15 protein-coding genes are annotated in these 24,048 nt (G+C 44.1%); 12 read left to right on the top strand and 3 right to left on the bottom strand.

Annotation, left to right across the window (positions count from 1 at the left end; genetic code table 11):
• Nucleotides 1-10 precede the first annotated feature (10 nt).
• On the top strand, nt 11-1,900 hold the full coding sequence (parE, locus tag IE104_RS10275) for a DNA topoisomerase IV subunit B (protein WP_189418040.1): 1,890 nt from the start codon (nt 11-13) through the stop codon (nt 1,898-1,900).
• Between the two features lie 20 nt (nt 1,901-1,920).
• On the opposite strand, the gene IE104_RS10270 is transcribed toward parE, so the two are convergent.
• Entirely contained in the window at nt 1,921-2,064 is a 144-nt protein-coding gene (locus tag IE104_RS10270; protein WP_189418039.1) for a hypothetical protein, read from the bottom strand.
• Here IE104_RS10270 and IE104_RS10265 point away from each other — a divergent pair.
• The 7 genes from IE104_RS10265 to IE104_RS10235 all read left to right on the top strand — a co-directional run bounded on the left by IE104_RS10265 (nt 2,063) and on the right by IE104_RS10235 (nt 14,188).
• On the top strand, nt 2,063-3,427 hold the full coding sequence (locus tag IE104_RS10265; RefSeq protein WP_189418037.1) for a sigma-54-dependent transcriptional regulator: 1,365 nt from the start codon (nt 2,063-2,065) through the stop codon (nt 3,425-3,427). The two genes, IE104_RS10270 and IE104_RS10265, sit on opposite strands and share 2 nt — an antisense overlap.
• The gene (locus IE104_RS10260) at nt 3,411-4,676 is read left to right on the top strand and encodes a sensor histidine kinase (protein ID WP_189418035.1); all 1,266 of its coding nucleotides are present in this window, start codon (nt 3,411-3,413) and stop codon (nt 4,674-4,676) included. The genes IE104_RS10265 and IE104_RS10260 overlap by 17 nt, the downstream gene beginning before the upstream one ends.
• A gap of 169 nt (nt 4,677-4,845) precedes the next feature.
• A complete protein-coding gene (locus IE104_RS10255) occupies nt 4,846-6,093 on the top strand; it encodes an HlyD family secretion protein (protein ID WP_189418033.1) in 1,248 nt (415 codons plus the stop codon).
• Nucleotides 6,094-6,120: 27 nt separating this feature from the next.
• A complete protein-coding gene (locus IE104_RS10250; RefSeq protein WP_189418031.1) occupies nt 6,121-6,813 on the top strand; it encodes an ABC transporter ATP-binding protein in 693 nt (230 codons plus the stop codon).
• Nucleotides 6,814-6,852: 39 nt separating this feature from the next.
• Complete coding sequence (locus IE104_RS10245; RefSeq protein ID WP_189418029.1) at nt 6,853-9,297, top strand: ABC transporter permease; 2,445 nt, start codon at nt 6,853-6,855, stop codon at nt 9,295-9,297.
• The gene (locus IE104_RS10240) at nt 9,298-11,736 is read left to right on the top strand and encodes an ABC transporter permease (protein ID WP_189418028.1); all 2,439 of its coding nucleotides are present in this window, start codon (nt 9,298-9,300) and stop codon (nt 11,734-11,736) included.
• Nucleotide 11,737: 1 nt separating this feature from the next.
• A complete protein-coding gene (locus IE104_RS10235) occupies nt 11,738-14,188 on the top strand; it encodes an ABC transporter permease (protein WP_189418026.1) in 2,451 nt (816 codons plus the stop codon).
• A gap of 40 nt (nt 14,189-14,228) precedes the next feature.
• Here IE104_RS10235 and IE104_RS10230 read toward each other — a convergent pair whose 3' ends face one another.
• Nucleotides 14,229-16,301 carry a winged helix-turn-helix domain-containing protein gene (locus IE104_RS10230; RefSeq protein WP_189418024.1) on the bottom strand — a complete coding sequence of 691 codons (2,073 nt, stop codon included), beginning with the start codon at nt 16,299-16,301 and terminating at the stop codon, nt 14,229-14,231.
• Nucleotides 16,302-16,444: 143 nt separating this feature from the next.
• Between IE104_RS10230 and IE104_RS10225 the strand changes: the two genes are divergently transcribed.
• Nucleotides 16,445-17,689 (top strand): alpha/beta hydrolase, encoded by a 1,245-nt coding sequence (locus tag IE104_RS10225; protein WP_189418023.1) that lies wholly within the window; start codon nt 16,445-16,447, stop codon nt 17,687-17,689.
• Between the two features lie 50 nt (nt 17,690-17,739).
• Here the strand turns inward: IE104_RS10225 and IE104_RS10220 are convergent, their stop codons facing one another.
• Nucleotides 17,740-18,876: an endo-1,4-beta-xylanase gene (locus tag IE104_RS10220; RefSeq protein WP_189418021.1), complete on the bottom strand. Its 1,137-nt coding sequence runs from the start codon at nt 18,874-18,876 to the stop codon at nt 17,740-17,742.
• A gap of 295 nt (nt 18,877-19,171) precedes the next feature.
• On the opposite strand from IE104_RS10220, the gene IE104_RS10215 reads away from it, so the two are divergent.
• The 3 genes from IE104_RS10215 to radA all read left to right on the top strand — a co-directional run bounded on the left by IE104_RS10215 (nt 19,172) and on the right by radA (nt 24,047).
• Complete coding sequence (locus tag IE104_RS10215; RefSeq protein ID WP_189418019.1) at nt 19,172-21,520, top strand: hypothetical protein; 2,349 nt, start codon at nt 19,172-19,174, stop codon at nt 21,518-21,520.
• Between the two features lie 181 nt (nt 21,521-21,701).
• Complete coding sequence (locus tag IE104_RS10210) at nt 21,702-22,619, top strand: PDC sensor domain-containing protein (protein WP_189418018.1); 918 nt, start codon at nt 21,702-21,704, stop codon at nt 22,617-22,619.
• Nucleotides 22,620-22,673: 54 nt separating this feature from the next.
• Nucleotides 22,674-24,047, top strand: coding sequence for a DNA repair protein RadA (gene radA, locus IE104_RS10205; RefSeq protein ID WP_229837770.1), 1,374 nt, complete (start codon nt 22,674-22,676; stop codon nt 24,045-24,047).
• Nucleotide 24,048: the final 1 nt, after the last annotated feature.

Below are 24,048 nucleotides of genomic sequence, written 5' to 3'. Positions count from 1 at the left end.
ACTAAACGATATGGCAAATTATTCCGCAGAAGATATTGAAGTACTCACGGGATTAGACCCGGTAAAAAAGCGCCCCGGTATGTATACCGAAACCACGCGCCCCAATCACCTCGCGCAGGAAATCATCGATAACTCGGTAGACGAAGCCCTGGCTGGTCATGCAAAAACGATAGAAGTTATTTTGCACAAAGATCAATCCATCACGGTCACGGATGATGGTCGCGGCATGCCAGTGGATATTCATCCAGAGCAGGGCAAGCCCGGTATTGAAGTTATTTTATGTACGCTCCACGCGGGTGGAAAATTTTCCAATAAAAATTACCAGTTCTCTGGTGGTTTGCACGGCGTAGGTGTGTCGGTAGTAAACGCGCTTTCCGATAAGCTTGAAGTTACCGTAAAGCGCGACGGCAATGTTTACCGTATGGGTTTTGCCAATGGTGATAAAGCTACTGATTTGGAAATTATCGATACTTGTCCAAAACGCCAAACCGGTACCAGCGTAAAATTTTTGCCCAATCCGATTTATTTTGATTCGCCAAAATTTTCGGTGAGTCGTTTGCGACACGTGTTGCGCGCAAAGGCCGTGTTGTGCCCCGGTTTAACCGTTAGCTTTTTGGATGAGCAAACCGGCGAGAAAGATGTTTGGTATTACGAAGACGGTTTAAAAGATTATTTAGCCGGTGCAACACAAGGCTGGGAAACCTTGCCCGCTACACCTTTTGTAGGCGACTTTAGCGCAACAACTGATGCAGTAAGTTGGGCTGTTCAGTGGTTACCAGAAGGTGGGGAATTAATTCAGGAAAGTTACGTTAACCTGATTCCCACTGCGCAAGGTGGTACTCACACTAACGGGTTGCGTACTGGTTTGCTCGATGCAATTCGCGATTACTGTGAATTCCGCAATTTAATTCCGCGCGGCATTAAACTCGCACCAGAAGATATTTGGGCCAACTGCTGTTTTGTATTAAGTTATAAAAATCATGACCCGCAATTCTCCGGTCAGACCAAGGAACGTTTAACCTCGCGCGAAGCAGCAGCATTTGTATCCGGTATTGCAAAAGATGCGTTTGCACTTTGGTTAAACCAACATACCGAAGAGGGCGATAAGCTCGCAGACTTATGCATTAACAATGCGCAAAAACGCGTTCGCTCCAGCAAAAAAGTTGCTCGTAAAAAAATAACACAAGGCCCTGCATTGCCAGGAAAGTTGGCAGATTGTTCCAGCGGCGAACCTGCGCTCAGCGAATTATTTTTAGTAGAAGGTGATTCGGCGGGCGGGTCAGCAAAGCAAGCGCGTGATCGTGAATATCAAGCCATCATGCCGCTGCGCGGAAAAATCCTGAATACTTGGGAAGTAGATTCATCCGAGATTTTAGCGAGCCAGGAAGTGCACGATATTTCTGTTGCGATTGGTATGGACCCTGGCAGTGAAGATCTCACAGAGTTGCGCTATCACAAAATTTGCATTCTGGCAGATGCGGATTCGGATGGCTTGCACATTGCTACATTGCTATGCGCTTTATTTATTAAGCATTTCCCAATTCTGGTTCGCAGTGGTTATGTTTACGTGGCAATGCCTCCGCTGTACCGCATCGATTTGGGTAAAGAAGTTTATTACGCACTCGATGAAAGCGAAAAGAATGGCATCCTTAATCGTCTTGCTGCGGAACATAAAAAAGGCAAGCCTAACGTACAGCGCTTTAAAGGCTTGGGTGAAATGAATCCCTTGCAGTTACGTGAAACGACTATGGCGCGCGACACGCGTCGGTTAGTGCAATTGACCATTGATGAAGATGACGGTACCGAGCAAGTCATGGACATGATGCTCGCTAAAAAACGCGCCGCTGATCGTAAAAACTGGTTGGAAGAAAAAGGAAACCTGGCAGAAGTTGTGGCTTAATTTATCTAAGTTAAGTTGCTCTAACCGTCAGGTAACAAGAGAAAGGGAGCAATGCTCCCTTTATTTTTTGTAAACATAGTACGTAAGTTTATTTTAAATTTATCGATAAACATTGCGCCGTTAAAGCGGTAATATTTTTCGGCGACAGGAATAATAAAAGCCATGGCAAAATCTTTAGTATTGGTTGTAGAGGATAATCGCGAAATTCGTTTGTCCGCGCGTTTTGTTCTGGAGGATTTTGGTTTTGTTGTTGCTGAAGCAGAAACGCCTGCATTAGCCATGAAATGGTTGGCGCAGCAAAAAGCTGATTTGATTTTGCTGGATATGAATTTTGGATTAGATACAACTTCTGGCGAAGAGGGGCTGCAATTTCTGGCGTGGTTGCAGCAACAGTCTAACGATATTCCCGTTGTTGCCATGACGGCTTGGTCGAATACAGAGCTAGTCGTTAAAGCTATGCAATTGGGTGCCGGGGATTTTATTGAAAAGCCCTGGAATAACCAGCGCTTGCATCAAGTCCTGCAACAGCAACTGCAATTGCAGGCGTTAAATCGCAAAAATCGTGCGCTTAGCCAGCGGCTTGAAAATCCAAAACCAGAATTGGTGTGGCAAAGCGATACGATGAATCGTCTCATGCAACAACTCGCCGCAGTTTCTTCTACGGATGCCAATATTTTATTAACAGGTGAAAATGGCACGGGCAAAAGTCAATTGGCTCATTGGTTACACCTTCATTCTGCGCGTGCAAGTCAGGCATTTATTTCAGTTAATATGGGTGCGATTCCTGAATCACTTTTTGAAAGTGAAATGTTCGGTCATAAAAAAGGTGCTTTTACCGATGCAAAAGAACAGCGCATTGGTCGCTTTGAACTTGCAAAAGGCGGTAGTTTATTTTTGGATGAAATCGCCACAATCCCTGTTGCACAACAAGCTAAATTGCTGCGCGTATTAGAATCCGGTGAGTTTGAAATGCTGGGCTCAAGCCAAACACAGCGTACGGATCTTCGTATTATCAGCGCAACTAACGGCGATTTCCCTCAATTAATTGCTGATGGTTTATTTCGCCAGGATTTATATTATCGTTTGAATACCTTGGAGTTCAGAATTCCTGCCTTACGTGAACGCCCTGAAGATATTGCCGCGCTTGCAGCATTTTTTGTATTCAAACACGGCGAACGCTATCGCAAACCTGAATTGAAATTATCCAACTCCGCGCTCAAGGCAATGCAAGCCTATCACTGGCCCGGCAATATTCGTGAGCTAAGCCATATGATGGAGCGTGCAGTTTTACTTACGCAATCCGGCGATTTAACAGCAGAGCAATTAGCCTTACCTGTAAGCTCCCCACAGAAACTAAATTCTGTAGTAGATCATTTTCCCATGATGACCTTGGAAGATGCAGAGTTACAACTTATTCGCCAAGCATTGGCTGAATGTGAAGGCAATAAACAAAAAACGGCCGATCTCTTAGGTATTACTAAATCTTCTTTATATCGCCGGTTAGAAAAATATGACCTGGCGAATTAATTCACTGGAAGCCCAGTTAAAGCTAAGCTTCGCAGCATGCTTATTGCTGCAATTAGTATGTTGTGGTTTTTTGCTGTTGATTTTTTCCTGGTGGAAAATAACGATTGCTGGTTTTTCGCTGTTGTTAATTAATGCTTATCTTTATCGCCGTGTGCAAGAAAAGATCTTTGCAAGTTTTCGTCGTGCCAGTGTGCAGTTAGAGGCACTGCAAAATCAGGATTATAGTTTAGTTGCCAAGCCTGCGTTTAGCGGCGGGAAAGTTGCTGAATTTCATCAGCAATTAAATGCTTTGGGCGAATCACTACAACAGCATAAAAGCGATTATGACCAACAATTATTTTTGCTCTATCGTCTTATTGATCAATTAAACACGCCAATTCTAGTTTTCGATCATCGCCTGCAATTAAATTATGCCAATGCTGCCTTTGCGGAATTGTTTGGTCGCCCCTGGAAAACTTTGCGTCATGCTTCGCCCTCACTTTTGGGTTTGCTTGCAGAACCACAATGGCAATTTGTGGACGCTAATAAAACCCAGCAGTGGCAAATTCGCACCAGCCGTTTTCTAGATCAAGGTCAAAACCACCAATTATTAGTGTTTATCAATATCCAGGCGGCATTGCGAGAGAGCCAATTGGAAGCCTGGCAAAAATTAATTCGTGTTTTAAGCCATGAAATACGCAACTCGCTTACGCCTGTGGCAGCTTTGACACAAAGTTTGCAAAACAAAGTGGGCGGCGAGCGAGAGCAACAGGCGCTGGAGTTGATTGGCGAACGCTGTCAGCACTTGCAAGATTTCGTAAGCCGTTATGCAGAGCTCCATAAGCCTTTGCACATGGAGCCGCAATGGCTTAACGCTGAAAGTTTATTCCAGCGCTTGCAGGCTTTGTTTCCAGAGGCGCAATTGCAAGCGAAGGGTTTGCAGGTAAAACTTTGGACGGATTCCGTTTTCTTGCAACAAGTTTTAATTAATCTCATAAAAAACGCGGTGGAAGCAGGTAGTCCGGCAGGCACTATCGAAATTCAATTTAACCAGCGTGAACAAGTTTTTGAAATCATGGTTGTGGATCGCGGCCATGGTATATCCAATCCAGACAATCTTTTTGTTCCCTTCTATAGCACCAAAACGCAAGGGCAGGGCATCGGCCTGAGTGTGAGTCGCCATATTGTTGAACAAATGGGTGGCCAACTTAGCCTGAGTAATAATTCCCAAGGGACTGGTGCCTGCGCAATTGTCCAGCTTCATTATTAATTCCATTTTCGATTACTGATTGAGTCCGATTTCGGAATGAAGCGTCCGATTTCGGACTACCTCCGTACAATAGTTTTACTTGCCAGCAATAAATTCTTGCAAATCAATAAGTTAATTTTTTGGCACAGACCTTGTAATACAGCATGTAAATTATTGTGATGCTGTGATTATGGATATTGCTAAACCCAAACAAAACTCTTCTGTTAAACGTGCATTATTAATTGGCGGTGCTGTAATTGTTGCACTAGTGCTATTAACCGGTGTTATTACTCAGCCGACTAGCCAACAAAAAATAGAGCGCAGCAAACTATTGTTGGGCACAGTACAGCGTGGTGATTTGGATGTTGTGGTAGATGGTTATGGTGTGTTGCGCTCGGATAAGCAAACCTTGATTACCGCTTTAACCAGCGCGACAGTGGCAGAAGTTTTATTGCGCTCGGGTGCAGAAGTGGAAGCTGATTCTGTGATTCTGCGTTTAAATAATCCAGAGCTTTTGCAAGAAGTCGAAGGCGCTAATATGGCCTTAGTGCAGGAGAAAGCGAATCTACGTCGCTTGACGTTAAACAACGAACGCGAATTATTAGCCGAGCAGGCAACCCTTGCTGAGCTCACGGCAAGTTTTAAATCTGTTCAATTGCGTTGTGAAGCGGAAAAAGGCTTAGCCGGTGGCGCAGTGTCTATGTTGACTTACAAAACCACCTTGTTACAGCAGGAGCAAATGCAGGAGCGAGTAAAGTTGCAAACACAACGTATCAATCAATTAAAAAGTGTAATGCGTGAAGCGATTATTATTCAAAACGAACAAATCAATCAGGCTCATGCGCGTTATCAAAATATGCAAAATCGTGCAGATCGGTTGACAGTACGTGCAGGCATCAAAGGTGTTTTACAGCGTATGCCTGTCGAGTTAGGGCAAAGTATTTCTGCCGGACAAGAGCTGGCGCTAGTGGGCAGCGATAAAGATTTGAAGGCGCTTATTCGCATTTCGCAATCCAAAGCAGAGCAATTGAAAGTGGGGCAGGCGGCAAAAATTAATACTCGCCGTGAACAAGTTGCTGGTGTTTTAACGCGTATTACACCGGAAGTGCGTGACGGAACTATTGAAGTTGAAGTGGCTTTCACACAAGGCGTCCCGGCATCTGCCCGGCCTGAACTAAATGTGGATGCACAAATCTTTACCGCCAATATTAAAGACACTTTGTACATAGAGCGCCCCATGAACACCCAAAGCCATACCAGTAGTAAAGTGTTTCGTATGGCAGACAATAATGAATTTGCCGAATTGCAGCAGCTAAGTTTTGGAGATGACGCGGGTAAATTTATTCAGATCAAACAAGGCGCCAAAGAAAAAGATCGTTTTATTTTGTCAGATATGACAAGTGTTCAAGATGCTAAGAGTATTCAGATAACCGATTAAAAATAAATTCAATTGCAAGGAAATACCATGCGCGAACTTACGCTCAACATGACCGATATCACTAAAGTTTATAGCACCGAAGATATGGATACCCACGCTTTGCGTGGAATTGACCTGGAAATTTACAAGGGTGATTTTGTGTCTATTTGCGGACCATCCGGTTGCGGAAAATCGACGTTATTATCTTTGCTGGGTCTGCTGGATATGCCGACTAGCGGTAAATATTTTATCGGAGGTACCGATGTAAGCCATCTCAATCTCAGCGAGGCGGCCTATATCCGCAATGAAAAAATTGGTTTTATTTTTCAGTCGTTCAATTTGATTGATGAGTTATCGGTGTTTGACAACATTGCACTGCCGTTGCGTTACAGACGTAACAAAGTCAGCGAAAAAGATATCGAAAAGAAAGTCACGGAATGTTTACAAATAGTAGATATGACCCATCGCGCACAACATAAACCTAATCAGCTTTCAGGCGGGCAGCAGCAACGTATTGCTATAGCTCGTGCTCTGGTCGGTAATCCAGCATTGCTTCTGGTTGATGAACCAACAGGTAACCTTGATTCACGCAATGGCGATGCGGTTATGGAAATGTTGCAACAGCTCAATGCCAATGGCACAACCTTATGTATGGTAACCCATGATCCTCGCTACGCGGATATGGCTGGCCGCAAGTTACATTTACTGGATGGAAAAATTATTGACTCACAAACGCTGTGATTTCAAAAAACTAAAGGAAATTGGAGCGAGGTTTTTGTGGTGCTAAATATTCACAATTTTAAAGCGGCATTTTATTCGCTACTTAAAGTAAAAGGCTATGTAATTACCATTGTACTCACCTTGGGTATTACCTTGGGCGCATTAGTTGCAATGTTTAATCTAAATTATCAATTGCTTGCTGCACCTTTACCTTATCCAAACCCTAATGAACTTATTATGGTGCAGGGGCAACGGTGGGAGAATAACGAAATAAGAAGTACGAAGCGGGCTCCTTACCCTGCATTGATTGAAGCTTATCAACAAAAGGACAATTTTTTTTCCGATAAGGCGTTGGTTGCTTATGGCATTGATGTTGAAAGGAGCTTGCCTGAAAATCCCAGTATAAATATTGGCGCAATTACACCTGAGTTTCTCGCAACTATACATGCTCCACTAGCGTTGGGAAGGCATTTCAATGCAGACGAAGGTTTAAATGCTATGGTGCCAGTAGCTATTTTAAGTTTTCACACCTGGGAAAAATTATACCAACGTAAACCTGATATCTTAGATGAAACAGTTAATTTTAAAGGCGTTACATTTAAAATTGTTGGTGTCTTGGCGCGTGATTTTGTAGAGCCGGTATTGTTTGCATCCAGTTGGCAAACTGATGTGTGGTTGCCATTTGATTTCAATGACATTGACTCGCGTACTGAGTGGCGTTACCTCTCCAGCCAGGCGCACCTTGTAGGACGTTTAAAAACTAATAATCTTATTCCCGAAGCTGAACATTATTTTAGTAGTTGGGTTGCTACTCGCTTTAAAGAAGAAACGAAAGGCTTGGCTGGTTTTGATAATCTCAGCGCCCGGTTCAAATTTTTTTCCTATAAAGAAGTTATTACCGGAGATGCTGGCCAGCAGGGATTGCTGATGTTAGCGGGCGCAATTACCTTGCTACTAATTGCAGCTGCGAATATTACTAATTTGATTTTAGCGCGCGCCGCAAATCAACAACGCGCTATGGCAATTCAGGTTGCCTTAGGTGCGCAAAAGTTACATGTGTTTCGTTCGGTTTTCGCTGAAATATTATTATTAATGATCGGTGCAACCGCTTTTGCGGTAGTTATTGCTGTATCAATACTGGAAATTTTGAAGATCCTTGCTCAAGGGCAGCTGCCGCGTGTGAATGAACTGCATTTGAATTTTCCGACTATATTGTTCGCAGCGATTTGTGCATTTATATTAGCTGCTGTATTTTCGCTAATTGTCAGCCGCCAAATAAATTATCGCGCGCTCAATAGTATGTTGCAAACTAGCGGCAAAGGTGGCGGCATCCAAATCTCCCAACGAATTCGCAATTTATTAATTTTAAGCCAGGTTGCATTGACTGGCATTTTATTGATTGCGAATTTGCAAATCCTGCAGGAAAGCCGTCATCAATTAACGCAGCCCTTAGGTTTTAACACGGCGGATACGTTTCAGGCGTCCTTGAATATGGGTACCTTGCTTGCGGCTGCAACCGAAGAAGAACGTGTAAGCTATTTGCATAATATTATGGATGAGCTGCGCGCTAACCCTAAAGTCCTTGCTGTTGGTATAGGTTCTTTATCGCCCGTCTCTTATTGGACGGGAACCTTGTCAACGGCGAATATACAAACCGAATACGGCTCTACCGCAGTTATTCCTGCAACCCTGACTTGGGCTGATGAATCCTATCTTGGCATTCTCGATATTCCTCTAGTTGCAGGAAATTATTATAAAGATGCAGATATGCGCGCTGGCAACAAAGTAGTTGTAGTGAACCAAACACTTGCGCACCGACTTCAAGCAGATGGGCAAGTGTTAGGAAAGCAAATTTTTTGGGCAGGTAGTAAAGATGCTTCGCCATCACAAATTGTAGGTATTGTGAAAGATATCCAACTGCCAGGGCGCGCCGAATTATCCAGAATATTTTCTGCGGTTATACCTACTGAATATCCTCAGTTATTAATAAAAGTTAAACCGGGGCAACAATTAACAAACATCGAATTAAATACTTTAATGGCTAAGGTTAATCCACAAGTTAAAGTTTTTCGTTTGTTAACAACAGAGCAAGCTCGGGATCTTTTTACCGCTAATCAAAAGACTACAGCTGGGTTAACGGCGACTCTGGCGGTGTTGGCTTTAGGGTTAGCCGCTATTGGTATTTATGGTGTTTTAAGTTACAGCGTGCAATTGCGCCGTTTTGAATTAGGAATTCGAATGGCAATAGGTGCGCGGCCTGCCAAAATTTTTATCCATATATTAAAAGATAACGTCACGCCGGTGATGCTAGGGTTATTAGTTGCAATGTTAATTGCGTTTGGTTTTTGGATTTGGCTTGAGCAGAGTAGTTACAGCTTGCGCACCAATATGTGGGGATGGTGCTTGCCTGTGCTGCTAATTGCTTTGCTCACAGCAGTAACTTCCTTGTTATCGGTTTGGCAGATTATTCGTAAGCCGGCGAGCTTCGCTTTAAGGGGCGAGTAAATGAACCATATAAATAATATTAAGTTAGCAATTGAATCTTTGCTTAGGGTTAAAAGCTATGCCTTAACGGTCGTGCTTTCCCTGGGGATTACCTTAGGCGCTTTGGTTGCAATGTTTAATCTAAATTATCAATTGCTTGCTGCACCTTTTCCATACCCGGATGCGGATAGATTATTTGTATTTAAAGCAGAACGTTTTGATAAGGGTGAATTGCTTAAAGGTAGGAATGCTCCTTATCCAGCATGGGTGGATGCATATCAGAAGCCTAGCGACAAGCTTGAACAGCTTGCCATTATTAATTACACAGATTCAGTAGAAAGAAGGTTACCCGATAGCCCGGTACTCACCACCGCAAATGTCACGCCTGAATTTTTAACTATGTTGAATGCACCTATGGCGCTGGGTAGGCATTTTAGTAAAGACGAAGGCTTAAATGCTATGACGCCAGTAGCGATTATTAGTCACAACACATGGCGAAGAATTTTTAACGAGGACCCTGCTGTACTCGGTAAAACCCTCAATATTATGGAGATTGAATTTAAAATAATTGGCGTGCTTTCGCCAGATTTTGTTGAGCCGGAGTTGCAAGCGCCTGGTTTGCACACCGATTTATGGTTGCCATTTGATTACAACGATTTTCCCGAAGTTTACCGAAAGGATTGGACTACGAATTTTGGTGCAACCTTTATGCTCGCTAAACTTAAAGACGGGGCTAGCAAGCTGGAAGTTGAATACGAATTTAGTAGCCATGCCGCAAGTGTTTTTAAAGCGGAAGCCAAAGTTGATGTATTAACGGAGGGGAGTGTTGGCTTTCGATTGCTTTCATTAAAGGAAGTTATTTTACGTGATGCCAGTAAACAGAGTTTATTAATGTTGGCAGGGGTTTTATTGTTATTGCTCATTGCTAGTACGAATGTTATCAATTTGATTCTGGCGCGTGCCGCTAATCAAGGGCGTACTATGGCGATCCAAGCGGCTTTAGGAGCGCAGCACAAACATATTTTTTGGGAAGTGTTTTCTGAGATTTTGGTATTGATGTTGGCTGCCAGCATTTTATCTATTTTTATTGCAGCTGGTTTACTTGATGCTCTTAAGATAGCAGCTCAAAGTTTTTTGCCACGGTTAGAAGAATTGCACCTCAGTTTGCCAACAATTTTATTTGCAGCAGTTGTTGCCGTCATTCTGGCGCTGGCGTTTGCTGCTTTAGTGAGTAGACAAATTAATTACCGCGCACTAAATCGCTTACTGCAATCCAGTGGTAAGGGAACGGGTCTACAAGTTTCGACACGGGCGCGCCAATTATTGATTTTGAGCCAGGTTACATTAGCCGGTATTTTATTGGCCGCAAGTTTACATTTGCTTATACAGAGCTTTGGCGAAATTTATCGTCCTCTAGGTTACAGCACAGCCAATCAATCACAGGTAGAAATTAGCGTTGCAACCCTGTGGCCCAGCACCTCTCATGAAGAGCGACAAAATTTCTTTTTAACTTTACAGCAAGATCTTATGGCTAGATCAGATGTTGAGGATGTGGGTATTTCTACCGGCTCGCCAGTTGGTTATGGAAGAGCTATTGACCAGCTGTTGAACACAGAATTTGGTGGTGACAATAAAATAACCATGAGTCCTATTTTCTGTGATGGAAGTTTCCTGAATATATTATCTATACCTTTAATTGCGGGACGTTATTTTACAAATACAGAGGCCCGCGAAGATGCACGAGTTGCAGTGGTTAACGAATCGCTGGCGCGCAGATTACAGGCGGATGGCCAGGTTTTGGGCAAGGTTGTTTATCGTAACGGTGACCAAAATCCACAGGGAGTAAAAATTATTGGTGTTGTTAAGGATCTGCAATTGCCCGCGCAAACAGAGCCATTACGTTTTTATCAAGCCTCAGTTCCGCACCATCCTGAGATATTGATTAAGCAGAAAGAAGGAAAAAATTTTACCGCGCAAGAAATTAATAAACTGGCGGCCAAGGTTCATCCACAACTTAAAGTATTTGATATACGTACTACAGCTCGTGCGATAGATATTCTAACCTCGAATCAACAAACAACCGCGCGCATTACGGCAGCATTAACTCTGTTAGCGTTTTCTCTCGCTGCCATAGGTATTTACGGTGTGCTCAGTTACAGCGTGCAATTGCGTCGATTTGAACTGGGAACGCGCATGGCAATTGGCGCTCGCCCACAGATGATATTTTTGCAAATACTTAAAGATAATCTGCTGCCTGTTGTTGTTGGTTTGTTTATAGCCTTTGTAGTGTTGATCGCGCTTTGGTTGTGGGTGCAAAGAACGCAATATAATTTGCATACCACTGGACTTGGCTGGTTGTTGCCACCAACCTTGATTCTGTTACTGACTGCGGCAACCTCGTTGTTATCTGTTTGGCACATTATCCATAAACCCGCCAGCCATATTTTGCGCGGAGATTGATATGTTAGGCGTTCAAGATTTTAAAGCGGCATTTAATTCGCTACGCAAAGCAAAAGCCTATGTCATTACGATTGTGCTCACGCTGGGAATTACACTGGGTGCTTTAGTCGCAATGTTTAATTTAAATTATCAATTGCTGGCTAGACCATTACCTTACGCTGATCAGGATCGACTCTTTATTGCGAACCCCAGACTATTGCGGGATGGAGTTATAACGACCTCGGGGGCGTTACCATACCCCGCGTTAGTTGAAGCCTATAGAGCAAAGGATGGATATGTTGAACAAAAAGCATTGGTGAAGGTTGATAGCAATATTATTGCAAGCTTGCCGGATACTCCTCTGGTGCGAATCAGTTACGTTACGCCCGAATATCTTTCGCTTTTACAGGTACCCATGACTATAGGGCGCAGCTTCAGTCCAGAGGAAGGAATTGATACCAATACTCCAGTTGTTGTGCTGAGCTTTAATACATGGCAAAAAATATTTAAGGAGGATGCAGATATAGTCGGCAAAAAAATTCAAATAGGAACTGCAACCTTTAGTGTTATAGGTGTTATTGCAAAAGAATTTGTCGAGCCGCAATTTGATGGTGTTGGTCAATCAACCGAAGTCTGGTTGCCGTGGGATTACGCAGTACGTGACGAAGGAACGCGCCAGCATTGGGGCCGTTTTGTTAGCAAGCAACATATAGTAGGAAAACTCAAGGCGGGTCAATCCCCTGACATTATTGCGCAAGCATTGAGTATTACCTTGACTACTCGCTTCAAGGATTGGCTAACGCAGGTAAATTATTCTGGCGCAGATATTCGTTTGGATTTTTCACTTGAACGCTATCAAGATGCTATTTTGGGTGATGTGAAAACACGTTTATTTCTCCTCTTCGCCGGCGCCACGGCGTTGTTATTAATTGCAGTCGTCAATATTACTAACCTGATGCTGGCCCGCGTTAGTAATCAGCAACGGAATATGGCAATCCAGGCGGCAGTTGGTGCCCAGAAGTCACATTTATTTAGCGGCTTATTGGCTGAAATTTTATGGTTAATACTCTTTGTTATGTTGCTTGCGCTTCTGGTTTCCTACTGGGGCGTTGGTTTATTAAAAAGTTTTGCTAAGGATGTTTTACCGCGAGTGGCTGAGTTACATCTTAGCTGGCAGAGTTTAGTTTTTACCTTGGTATTGGGTTTAGTCTTGGCCTTGGTGTTTGCTTTTTTAGTGAGCCGCCAAATTAATTATCGTGCACTCAACCAGTTGTTGCAGACAAGTGGTAAGGGTACAGGTGTTCAGCTTTCTAAAAAAGTACGTCTGTTCCTGGTGTTTAGTCAGGTTATGTTTACTGCAATCGTACTTACCGCAAGTATGCAGATTTTGTTTAAGTCTCTGCAGCATATTCGCCAGCCTTTAGGTTTTGCTGAAAAAGATATTTATCGTATCGCACTTACTAGCGGTGCCCAACTGCAATGGCCGATTACACCTGAGCGGACAAATACATTGATTGCGATACGCAATCATTTGTTGACAAGCCCGAAGGTTGTGAGCGCCAGTTTGGCGAGCAGCGCACCTATAAACAATTATGGCCTTACGGATTTTTTATCGCTCACGCCTGATTACCAACAACTGATACAGAACTCATCTACTTTTATCGATAAAGACTTTTTGAGCTTATTTGAATTCGAATTTCTTGAAGGCCGAAATTTTACTGAAGCTGATTATACGGAGCGTACGCCGGTTATCATTATTAATGAAACCCTTGCGCGTAAACTTCATAAAGATGGCAAGGTGTTGAATAAACGTTTTTATTGGCAAAACGCTGGGCAAAATAGAGAGTTGAATGAAGTCATTGGAATTGTTCGTGATCTCAATTTCCCTGGTGTGCCCGAGCAAGCCAGAATGTATATATCGGCTGTGGCGGCCTTTGATGAAACTGAACTTATTGTGAAACTTAAACCTCAGCAAACAATATCCAAGCAGGAAATTAATGAATTAATTGCGGGTATAGATTCCCAGTATAAAGTGGCCTCAATTGAAAGTGTGGCTGAACAACATGATGGATTAAATGAACAGGATGTGCTCGGCGCTTGCTTAACGGGGGCACTGACATTGCTTGCGCTTAGTTTGGCGGCCATAGGAATTTATGGTGTATTGAGTTACAGCGCGCAATTGCGTAGGTCTGAGTTGGGTATTCGCATGGCAGTGGGGGCAAGTCCCCAATCTATTGCTTTGCAAATTCTGAGAGATAATTTAACACCGGTTGTTATAGGCTTGCTGGTTGCAGCGGCAAGTTTAGTTGCAATTTGGTTATGGTTACAACATGCAAACTACAATTTACAAACAACGAGTTTAGGATGTATGTTGCCACCAGTCATGATTTTGTTGCTGACTGTGGCGACCTCACTTTTATCGGTATGGAAAATTATTGGCAGCCCTGCAAGTGATGTTTTGCGTGGTAATTAATTGTTGAATTCCTGCAGAACAGCATTTATGTAAGTGTGTATTAATGCGCTAATTCAATTTTTAACATGTCACCTGCTGCAGCTACAACTCTATTTGTGATTGCTTTGGTTCCGTCACTGTTGATATGAGTTATTTCATTAGTATTTTGAGGAATAGCGAATAAACTGATTGGCTCTTTGGTATTATTGTTGAACGGATATTGCACCAGTTTGTAGGTTTGAGCATCGCGATAAACGGTAAAGACCGATTCGCCTTTTGGATCCACGCGAGGTACATGGTAGTTTAACTGTGCAATAGGATTGGGGATTGAACTGGCTAAAACTATTTCTTCGCCATTGATAAGATTTCGTTTTACAAAACTGGTTTTGCCAAAGTCAAAAAAGATAAGGGACTGGCCATTATCAAACTCCTGTGCATAAAGACCTGCGTTGCTTTTAACTTCTGACACTTCCAGAGTTTGGCTATTTAGACGCAATATTTTTCCATCATTGTTTTTCATGTCTGCAACATAAATACTTTTATCATCAAGGCTCCAGTTGAGTGGCATAAGTTTTGTTGGTTTTTGTGCTAATAGCTCTCCTGAAGCAGTTGAAAAAATACCGAACACCAATTGTGCTTTATCCATATAAATTGCCGCAATGTATTGTCCATTATGCGAGAGCGATAAATATTCAAACAAAGCTGATTTAACATTGGTAACAGGTTTCTCTTGCTTTTTGTGGACGTCATATTGCCAAATATCTACGAAGCCACTGCGGTCTGAAATGAAATAGATGAACTGCTCATCATGGGAAAAAATTGCGCCTGTATCTAGTCCCGTAGAGTTAAGGTTTGGCATTTCATTGGCAGTTTCTTTGCCTGCATCGAGCACCACATTATCAACATTCAGGCGTACAGTCTGGCAGTAAATTGCATGCTCATCAGGTGCTGCAAATGCTCGCACGTAGAGCTCTCCGTTTACAGAGCGTAAAAATAATTTAGGTTCGCTATCTTGCGCATTTACAAGCCACAGGCCAGGTACGGAATCGATATTGCCTGCAACCATTAATTGCTGGTGGTGGTTGTAAGAAACGCTGTGAATTTCGTCAAACTTATCTGAGATTGTACTCACTGTACCTGTCGTTAAGTCCAATGCCATCAATTTGGCTTGCTCGAATTTATAAATGAAGTAAAGAGTTTTTCCATTTTGTGAAAATAGCGGATGCGACACGTGAAGAGGCAAATTGTTGTAGCGGCTACGTAAAGATTCAGACTTGCCAGTGAGCATATTAAATATAACGAAGTCATCGGCTTCGCTAAAAAATAGCTCGTTCGATTGGTCGGGCCTTACTATAACTTCAGTAATCCCTGTTTTGGATTTATAGATTACTTGTGGTTGATCAGGTAATTTTTGTCGAACAATCTCGCACTCCCGGCTCATGCTACAGCGAGAGTAAAGAATTGTGTCATCGTCTAGCCACACGGGTTGCGGCGTTATGTACCAATCTTTGGTGGTGATACGCTCCTGAATACCGGTACGCAGATCCTTTAAATACATCGCATTACCATTGAATGTATGGTTGAGAAAAACCATTTGGTGTTTGCGATTGATGGCCATGTCGCCTTCGACACCGTCCATTTTTGTGACTGGTCGAATACTGACGATTTTATCATCTGTTGTTTTCTGCAAAAAAAACCAAATCAAAATAGAGATTGTCACTACGCCAGCGCCAGCCAAGAGCGCGATTAATTTGTGTATATTTTTTGGTCGTGTTGATGAAGTGTTGGTGTCAGTATTTTCGGTTTCAAGAAGGGTTACATCCGCCAAAAAGCGATAGCCTTTCTTGGGAATTGTTTCGATATATTTCGGTTGCTTTGCATCGTCACCTAAAAGATTGCGAAGTGCAAAGATAGCTTGGGTTATTGATTCGTCCCCCACAATCACATCAGGCCAAATCGCTTCGGTAATTTGTTGGCGAGTAACAACTTCTTTAGCGTGCTGGGCCAGATAAGCGAGTAGTGCGATCAACTTTGGTTCAACGCGTTTTTCCTTGCCCTCAATAAGAATAATATTTGAAAGAGGATCGACTCTAACTGATCCAAAGCTGAATTTTTGACCCGCAAAGCCGCTCATGTAATTCCCTAACATATTGATATAAAAGCCAATAATAAATTAATTTTTTCTTGATAGATACCTAATGGCGTATTTCCTTCCTGATCTGCCCAATAGCACAGCCTGACCTACAAAAATTAAATACAGATTAAGGATTACTGATTATGAATTTATCTACGGCTATGAATTTTAAATGGCTTTTAAGATCGGCAAGTGTATCTATGGTGATGTTCTTGGCCGCATGTGGTGGAGGTGGTGGCGGTGGAGGAGGTACATCAACGCCAGATGTCCCGCCAAGTGTTTCTTCCGCAAGTTCAGTTGCGACTAGCCTATCGACTTCAAGCTTAAGCTCGAGCAGCTCTTCAAGTTCCAGCTCTAGCTCCAGTTCTAGCTCTAGTGTTGTCGTTACCTCTACTTATAAAACGGTTAAAATTTCTGCGCCTTCCCTGTCAGCTAATATTATTGGCGACCCTGCGCAGCGAGATATTGCGATTTACCTGCCCAAAGAGTATTTCAGTTCAGACGCCCAGCTACCTGTTGTTTACTACCTTCCCGGGTTTGGCGACCCAACCATGATCTTCATGTCTTTGCCCAGTGATTTGGATTTTATATTTAAAACTGTGACCCCCATGATTGTTGTGATTGTTCCAGGCATAAACAGGTTTGGCGGCAGCTTTTTTGCGGATTCCAGTGTGCCCGGTAATTGGGGGGAGTTTGTTGTTAAGGATGTTGTTAATTATATGGATGCCAATTATCGCACCATACCTAAAAGTAATGGTCGTGGTTTAGCCGGGCACTCGATGGGTGGATTTGGTGCGCTGGATATTGCCATGCGTCATCCAGATGTATTTGGCTCTGTCTTTTCACTTTCGCCAGGGTTGGTTGGTACTAAAGGTATAGAAGATACCCAAATATTTGATTCCACCGCACACATCAAAGCATTTATTGCTGCAATGGAACCGATTAAAACCATGAGTGATTCGGCGGCATTAGTGGCGCTTGATCGCAACGCCCAATCTTTTGAGATTGGTTTTGATATCGCCTACGGAATGGCATTTGCACCTTCAAAAACGCCTCCCTATTTTGAGTATCCTTATAAGCTTGTCGGTAATGATTTGGTTCGTGATGATGCCATACTGGCTAAGTGGGAAGCAGGATTTGGTGCTGTTCATAAAGAAGTTGGAGAATTTAAAAACAACTTAAATTCACTTAAAGCCATTGGGCTTGATTGTGGTGTTAACGACGAGTATCAATGGATTGTGCGTGGCTGCAATTATTATGAGGGCGAATTAAAAGCAGCAGGTATTAATATTACTTACACCACACACAATGGCAGGCACCAGGATCAAATTCGCGCAAGAATTTTAGAGGTAATGTTTCCGTTCTTTGCGCAGCATATAAACAAATAAGGTGAAGAAAAATAAAGCGGGCTCACTATTGTGTGGCCCGCTTTATTATTTTACTTTTTCAAATCCAGTAAGCGGAAGTAGGCGGCTTTTGGTTTGTATTCGCGGTCGAACAACAAGGGATAATTGGTGCGCCCTCTAATTGGGAAGCCGTTGAGCCAGCTCTCGGCATCTGTAGTTCCCCAGAAAGTTACGCGGTCTATGTTGTCGCGGTGTTTCAAATAAACCTTGAAAATATCTTCATAACGCTTGGCAAGTTTTTCTTCGATTTCTTTCGGGAGTCCTTTGGTGTAAGGATCTCGCGCTGGTGTGTAATCGAAGCGTGTGGAGACTTCTGCAGTTGGCAAATTCCAAACGGAAGGCAGTACGTCAATATCCAATTCGGTGATATGCGCACGCACCCCAATTTCTTTCAACATGGTCAGCGTTTTATCAATTTCTTCAACACCTGGACCATCAATACTTAAGTGCTCTTGCATACCCACACCCTGGATGGGCACACCTTTTTTCTTGAAATTTTTAACCATGTTAACAATGAAGTCACGCTTCACAGGTGTTTCAGTGTTGTAGTCGTTGTAGATGAGATGAGCCTTTGGATCGACTTCATGTGCGAAGTGGAATGCTTTGGCGATGAAATCTTCACCCATGATGTTGTACCAAGGCGATTTACGCCATGACCCATCATCTTCTACAGCTTCGTTAACAACATCCCAAGCTTGTAATCTGCCTTTGTAACGGCCGGCTTTTGTAGCTATGTGATCCTGCATTTTTTTAGTGAGCCCTTCTTTGCTGATGACGCCGCCAGTTTCATTTTGAAAAACTTCTTTCGGGCATTGGCTATGCCATACCAGGTTGTGGCCAACAATATACATTTTGTTCTGTTCGCCGAACTCGACGAACTTATCGGCAGCGGTCCAATCCCACTCTTTGTCATTGGGTCGAATAGGCTCCCACTTCATGCAGTTCTCAGCGGTGATAGCGTTAAATTCGCGCGCAACTAACGACAGCGTTTTGGTGTCGTTTTTCAACAGGGCTCCAGTGCTGAGGATGGTGCCTACATGAAAGTCATCTTTGTAAAAATCTTTTATGCCTGTGCGTTCTACGGCTTTGGCTAATGCATTGCTTTTTAAATTGAGAAGTGCAGTCGCCAGTGCGGCATTGCGAAGAAATAGTCGGCGTGAAATAGACATAGTGGCCTCGAGTAACAGTGTAGGGTGACTTTAAGCCTAGCAATTCATAAGGGCTAGTCAATTCATCAGACAATAATTTACAAAGTTTGATGACAAAAATGATTAGGCACTTTTTCTGTGAAGGCTCTCAAGGCGTATTGATGATTAGCGTAAGGCAATCAATTGCGCATTGTGGCGCCAAGGGAACTTATTTTCTTCAAGTGTGTGGATACTTTTAAACTCTGAATGATCAATTGCCTTGCGAATTCTTGTCTATACTCTTTCGATGAGACTTTCCACCATTCAGGAAACTATTATGAAGAATAAAACCAATATTTTACTGTCTGCTTTAGTTACTTTCGCTTTACCGGTGCTTTTAAGTGGATGCGGCGGTGGAGGCAAAACAGATAAGGCTCCTGACCCAACTCCAGCAGAAGCATTCGTTGCAGGCACTCATCCGCGCTTTGATCCGGTCATTTCTGATCTTCCATTTAACACTGATTTGATTTTTGCAAAAGCTGCCACGACTGACGGTACCGCTGATGTGGGCACGCCAACGGATACAGTGCGCGCAACCCTTAATGGTCTTGACGGTTTTTCTACCTCGGCTTTCTTTGATGTGATGGTGGAGGGCAGCGTTGATCCTGCCACTGTATTGCCGTTAAAAACGGTATTTTTACTGGAGCTTAATACCGGCGGAAAAGACGCTTTAAACCCGGCTAACATTGTTGGTATTGCGGGTGCCGCAAATTTTGATACGCGGGTTGTTTCGCTGGATGGCGGTACCAATAACGTGATCCGCATTCGTCCGCTCGTGCCTTTAAAATCCAAGGCAAAATATTTGGTCTTTTTGACTAACGATATTAAAGACTCCAGCGGCAAGGCATTAACCCGTTCCTGGACCTACAACGCCCTGCACGACACCAGTTACGCCATTTTAGACAGCCTTGTTCCAGTGCGTAATGCAATCACCGGTTGGGAAACGCTTGCATCAGGATTTCTCGCCGCCACTACGGGGGCGGCACCTTCTGCTGCGGTCGATAAGCTGATATTGACCTACACCTTTACCACCACTGACCCGCAAACAACTCTGGTTGCAATGGCTGCTCCACGTGCTGCTTTGGCTGCTAGCCAAATCGCTGCCGGTGTTCCTGCCGCTACCGCTGTAGCTGGTGTTTCAGCCCTTGAGGCCGGTGGCCTTTTGCCAACACCGAAACAACGTGCGCTAAAAGTATCTGCCCTTACAGGTATAGATATGGGTGTGCTCAGCAAGGGCGCTTTGGTCGGTAACGTTGGTAAGCTTTACACAGGCTATATCAAGCTTCCGTACTACCTGAAGGCGCCAGGTACTTTGCCGTTTGGTGCTTATTTGACGCGTGCCTGGCAGCCTGATTTGACGCTTGCTGCAGCCATCAAAGCCACGGTTCCACAAGATGTGGACAAGTCCTACAACGTGACTTATCGCTATCCATTCGCCGGTAAAACCGGCGATGAGTCTGTTCCTCTGCAAGTGACTCTGCCTGAAAGCGGCTGGGTTCCCGGTTATGCGGGTTCAGCTAACTGTGGGCAAATCTACGCCGCCAACGGCTATCCTGTGGTGATCTATGTTCACGGCATAACCAGCGACCGTACATCTGGCTTGGCCTTGGCGCACACTCTGGCCAGCCGCTGTATTGCTACTGTGGCAATCGATTTACCCGTTCACGGCGTAGCGGCGAATAACGCGTTTGTGACGGTACTTAACGTTGAGAAAAGCCAGGTGATTCCATTTGCGACACTCTATGGTGCCGATGCGCCTCATGAGCGTCACTTCAACGTAGCTGGCCCAGGCGGTGCTCCTGCACCAATGAATTTTGCTACACCAACTGCCAACGATGGCTCAGGTGCGCACTTCACTAACCTCGGCTATTTGCTGAATACACGCGATAATAATCGGGAAGGTGTGGTTGACCTCTTGAACCTCAATGCGAGTTTGAAAGGTTTAGATGCGGATTTTGTCCAGGCACAAGGCGCCAAATTGAATTTGGGTAACGTCAACGTGATTGGACATTCACTCGGCGGTATTTTGGGTACTGTATTTACTACGGTAAACCAGATTGCTATCGCCAACGAAGCCAAGTTAGGTTTGGCATCCAACCTCAATCCAATTCGCAGCTTGGTGGCAACAACTCCAGGCTCACAAGTTGCGCAGGTTTTGGTTAACTCTGCGACCTTTGCTCCCGTCATCAATGCTGGCTTAAGCAAAGCCGGTGTGAATGTTGGTACCAGCAATTACGAAAAATTTATGTATGCAGCGCAAAGCGCGGTAGATGCGGGCGACCCGGTTAACTTTGCGCAAATATTGGCTACCTTGGGGGTACCAGTATTGGTGCAACAAGTTAAAGATGACCAGGTAATTCCTAATAGTGCAGATAGCGCACCGCTCACAGGTACTGTTGCGTTGGCTCGCCTATTAGGCACAACTCAACTCGGTCTTGGTGAGACAACCCTGGGACGTGGCTACGTGAAATTGAATGCTGGTGATCATGGTTCGCTCTTGCGTCCATCAACTGCTGCTCCGCAAGTCACACCAGAGATGCAAGCTCAGGCTGTGAGTTTTGTTCTCACCGGAGGCAAGGTTGCTGTGGGTTCATCTGCACCACAAAATATCGATGTGCCCAAATAAACTAGCGCTGTAACTGCACCAAAAAAGCCCGCCCTGAAATTGGCGGGCTTTTTTTTGAACAATTGAATCGCATTGGCTTATTCCTCGCTAAATTTATGCAGTCACAACAAGCCAGCTTGTGTATTATTGCGGCAAATTAAATCTCTTTATACTCAAACAAATTCCATATTGAGACCGTGTTATGACACCTCGCAATTATTTATACCTGCTCCGCAAGTACGAAGATTACCAACCGCAAATTGAACGTTTGCTGGATTCTATTATTACTGCATTGATGCCACGCAAGCTCGAATCAGATGAGGAGCAGTTGCATAAAACTGTAGAGCGCTTGCACAAATCTTATCCTTTCGTGGAATTGCTTTACTGCCTCGACGAACACGGTATGCAAACAACCGTATCTGCAGCAGCGCCCGATATCGACGATTCAAAACGCAGCGAACCTGGTATGCGTTCTGACCGTAGCAACCGCGCTTATTACACCAAGGCGGTGAAGAACGAAAAAATTTCTACAGTAACCTCGCCCTATCTTTCCAACGCGACTCACCAACTTGCGATTTCTGCGGTACAACGCTACACCACCGCAGAAAATAAAATTGGTTTCCTTGTCATCAACTTCAATTTGGAAAAACTGATTACCTTTTTGAATGGCGATGAGCTGCGCCGTAAGGTGCATCCAGTTTTTCAATTAGTCTATGCGATTATCGGTTTAATGTTGGTCGCCGTTTCTGGCTTGCTGTTGTATTACGGCGGCAAGGAAATGTATTACGTCGTACATGATCACATCAACGCACCTATACAAATATTCGGGACCGTTATTCTGGTGACTTTAGGTCTCGCTATTTTTGACTTGGGAAAAACGATTCTCGAAGAAGAAGTTTTGCTGCACAAAGATATTCACCACGAAGGTTCTATTCGCCGCACCATCAGCCGCTTTATGGCAGCCATTGTTATTGCGGTGTCGATTGAGTCGTTATTGTTAATGTTTAAATCGCTGCTGGGTGGAACAGATCATTTGTTCGATGCAGTTTTGATGTTGTTCGCCGCAGTCGCCATGCTGGTAGGTTTGGGTGTTTACCTCAAACTCACGGATAAAAAATAAATTTATATTTGCTCATCCCCTGAGCTTGTCATATCTAATCGAAAAGAGATTGTTGTGAGTACAAAAAAAACCAATAGCGCATTTGTCTGTAATGAATGCGGTGCAGATTTCAAAAAATGGCAAGGCCAGTGCCCCGAGTGCGGTGCGTGGAATTCCATTGTTGAAGTTCGCCTTGGGCCAACTCCAACCAATCGCTCCGCAAAATTTGAAGGCTATGCGGGTGGCGCTACGGGTAATAATGTACAAACTCTTGCTGAAATTGCGCTGGGCGATGTACCGCGTTTTTCCAGCGGTACCAGCGAATTTGATCGCGTACTCGGCGGCGGTTTTGTTCCCGGTTCTGTTGTATTAATTGGCGGTAACCCAGGTGCGGGTAAAAGTACCTTGTTGTTGCAAACTCTGTGTTTCCTTGCGCGCAATATGCACGCTCTTTATGTGACGGGCGAAGAATCTTTACAGCAGGTTGCCATGCGTGCCCAACGTTTGGGTTTGCCAACAGATAAGTTGCAAATGCTGAGCGAAACCAATGTAGAAACCATTTGCGCAACTGCGCAGCAAGTCGCGCCTAAAGTGATGGTGGTGGATTCTATTCAAGTGGTGCACATGGAAGATATTTCATCGGCGCCCGGTTCTGTGTCACAAGTGCGCGAGAGCGCGGCTTACTTAACTCGCTTTGCAAAACAAACCGGTACTGTGGTTATTTTAGTTGGCCATGTGACGAAAGATGGTTCGTTGGCGGGGCCAAAAGTTTTGGAGCACATGATTGATTGCTCGATTTTATTGGAAGGCGATAACGATTCACGCTTCCGTACTTTGCGCGGCAACAAAAATCGTTTCGGTGCTGTGAATGAATTGGGAGTTTTCGCCATGACCGAGCAGGGCATGCGCGAAGTGAATAATCCCTCTGCAATATTTTTGCAACGCGCGGAAGACCCAGCACCGGGTTCTGTTGTGATGGTGATGTGGGAAGGCACGCGTCCACTGTTGATAGAAATACAAGCGCTGGTGGATGACAGCCATCTTGGTAATCCGCGCCGCGTTGCGGTGGGTATGGATCAAAATCGTTTGTCTATGTTGCTTGCAGTTTTACATCGCCACGGTGGAATTATGGTGGGCGATCAGGATGTGTTTGTGAACGTCGTAGGCGGTGTTCGCGTGATGGAAACCAGTGCTGACCTTGCAGTGTTATTGGCAATTGTATCCAGCTTTCGCGATAAAATTTTGCCGCAGGATTTAATGGTGTTTGGCGAGGTGGGTTTGTCGGGTGAAATTCGCCCTGTACCGAGTGGTCAGGAGCGTTTGCGTGAAGCTGCCAAACACGGTTTCAAAAAAGCGATTGTGCCTATTGGCAATGCACCGCGTGAAAAGAATTTAGGTATTGAAGTGATTGCCGTAAAAAATTTGCAGGAAGCGCTCAGCGCTCTGTAAA

The sequence above is a fragment of the Cellvibrio zantedeschiae genome, from assembly GCF_014652535.1.
GTDB lineage: Bacteria > Pseudomonadota > Gammaproteobacteria > Pseudomonadales > Cellvibrionaceae > Cellvibrio > Cellvibrio zantedeschiae.
The sequence above is the reverse complement of the archived record's forward strand: the minus strand, read 5'-3'. Positions and strand labels throughout refer to the sequence as shown.

Bases quoted from the DNA above. Each gene is read 5' to 3' on its own strand.
- IE104_RS10215 (WP_189418019.1), top strand. From the start codon at position 19,172: ATGAAGAATAAAACCAATATTTTACTGTCTGCTTTAGTTACTTTCGCT.
- IE104_RS10210 (WP_189418018.1), top strand. From the start codon at position 21,702: ATGACACCTCGCAATTATTTATACCTGCTCCGCAAGTACGAAGATTAC.
- IE104_RS10220 (WP_189418021.1), bottom strand. From the start codon at position 18,876: ATGTCTATTTCACGCCGACTATTTCTTCGCAATGCCGCACTGGCGACT.
- IE104_RS10225 (WP_189418023.1), top strand. From the start codon at position 16,445: ATGAATTTATCTACGGCTATGAATTTTAAATGGCTTTTAAGATCGGCA.
- IE104_RS10235 (WP_189418026.1), top strand. From the start codon at position 11,738: ATGTTAGGCGTTCAAGATTTTAAAGCGGCATTTAATTCGCTACGCAAA.
- IE104_RS10250 (WP_189418031.1), top strand. From the start codon at position 6,121: ATGCGCGAACTTACGCTCAACATGACCGATATCACTAAAGTTTATAGC.
- parE (WP_189418040.1), top strand. From the start codon at position 11: ATGGCAAATTATTCCGCAGAAGATATTGAAGTACTCACGGGATTAGAC.
- IE104_RS10260 (WP_189418035.1), top strand. From the start codon at position 3,411: ATGACCTGGCGAATTAATTCACTGGAAGCCCAGTTAAAGCTAAGCTTC.
- IE104_RS10270 (WP_189418039.1), bottom strand. From the start codon at position 2,064: ATGGCTTTTATTATTCCTGTCGCCGAAAAATATTACCGCTTTAACGGC.
- IE104_RS10230 (WP_189418024.1), bottom strand. From the start codon at position 16,301: ATGAGCGGCTTTGCGGGTCAAAAATTCAGCTTTGGATCAGTTAGAGTC.
- IE104_RS10255 (WP_189418033.1), top strand. From the start codon at position 4,846: ATGGATATTGCTAAACCCAAACAAAACTCTTCTGTTAAACGTGCATTA.
- IE104_RS10240 (WP_189418028.1), top strand. From the start codon at position 9,298: ATGAACCATATAAATAATATTAAGTTAGCAATTGAATCTTTGCTTAGG.
- IE104_RS10265 (WP_189418037.1), top strand. From the start codon at position 2,063: ATGGCAAAATCTTTAGTATTGGTTGTAGAGGATAATCGCGAAATTCGT.